The organism is Streptomyces rimosus subsp. rimosus, from assembly GCF_000720725.1.
Taxonomy (GTDB): Bacteria; Actinomycetota; Actinomycetes; order Streptomycetales; family Streptomycetaceae; genus Streptomyces; species Streptomyces rimosus_A.
Map to the genome: position 1 here is coordinate 1 of NZ_JOCQ01000228.1, position 969 is coordinate 969.

Consider the following 969-nt stretch of genomic DNA (forward strand, 5'->3'; position numbering starts at 1 on the left):
CGTACTGGCGCACCCGGAGTGCGACATCGGCCTCGTCGGTTACGAGATGGCCCTGCTGGTCGACCGCGCGGGCACGGTGCTCACGCCCGACCTGCGCGCCGAGCTCCAGGGCAGCCTGCTGCACTGAGTCCCGCCGAACGTCACGACCCGACCCACCGACCACCGTGCCGCACCCCCCACCGGCCCAATCCGACGACAGTCAGTTGTCCCGTCCGGAGGACCCCATGACCCCGCCACCCGCCTCGCCCGGCCCGTACGGCGCCTACAGCCAAGCGCCGTACGGGGGCGAAGGTGACCAGCCGCTGGTCCGCCCGTACGCCATGACCGGAGGACGGACCCGGCCGCGCTACCAGCTCGCCATCGAGGCGCTGGTCAGCACCACCGCCGACCCGTCCCAGCTGCCCGGTCTGCTGCCGGAGCACCAGCGCATCTGCCACCTGACCCGCGAGGTGAAGTCGGTCGCCGAGGTCTCGGCGCTGCTGCACATCCCGCTGGGAGTGGCCCGGATCCTGGTCGCGGACCTGGCGGAGGCCGGCATGGTGGCGATCCACCAGCCGGGCGGCGGCACCGAGGCCGGCGGCACGCCCGACGTGACGCTGCTGGAAAGGGTGCTCAGTGGACTTCGCAAGCTCTGACGGAGCCGGGCCCGCCGCCGGTCAGGGCGGCGGGTCCACCACCTCCGCGAAGATCGTGGTGGCGGGCGGCTTCGGCGTGGGCAAGACCACGTTCGTCGGGGCCGTCTCGGAGATCAACCCGCTGCGTACGGAGGCCGTGATGACCTCCGCCTCGGCGGGGATCGACGACCTGAGCCACGTGAAGGACAAGACCACCACCACGGTGGCGATGGACTTCGGCCGCATCACGCTGGATCAGGACCTGATCCTGTACCTGTTCGGCACCCCCGGCCAGGACCGCTTCTGGTTCATGTGGGACGACCTCGTCCGCGGCGCCATCGGCGCCGTCGTCCTG

The 969-nt window shown here is 71.7% G+C and carries 2 protein-coding genes and 1 pseudogene; all 3 read left to right on the forward strand.

The window, feature by feature from the left end; genetic code table 11:
- Positions 1-127, forward strand: a pseudogene (locus IH45_RS0142620) (roadblock/LC7 domain-containing protein); the annotation flags it as partial.
- Positions 128-224: 97 nt separating this feature from the next.
- A complete protein-coding gene (locus tag IH45_RS0142625) occupies positions 225-635 on the forward strand; it encodes a DUF742 domain-containing protein (RefSeq protein ID WP_030682600.1) in 411 nt (136 codons plus the stop codon).
- Positions 616-969: GTP-binding protein (locus tag IH45_RS0142630; protein WP_030682605.1), on the forward strand; the 354-nt coding region annotated here is incomplete at its 3' end. The genes IH45_RS0142625 and IH45_RS0142630, both read left to right, overlap by 20 nt.

What these genes read in the sequence shown, in the direction of transcription:
- IH45_RS0142625 (WP_030682600.1), top strand. Translation starts at nt 225, where the DNA reads ATGACCCCGCCACCCGCCTCGCCCGGCCCGTACGGCGCCTACAGCCAA.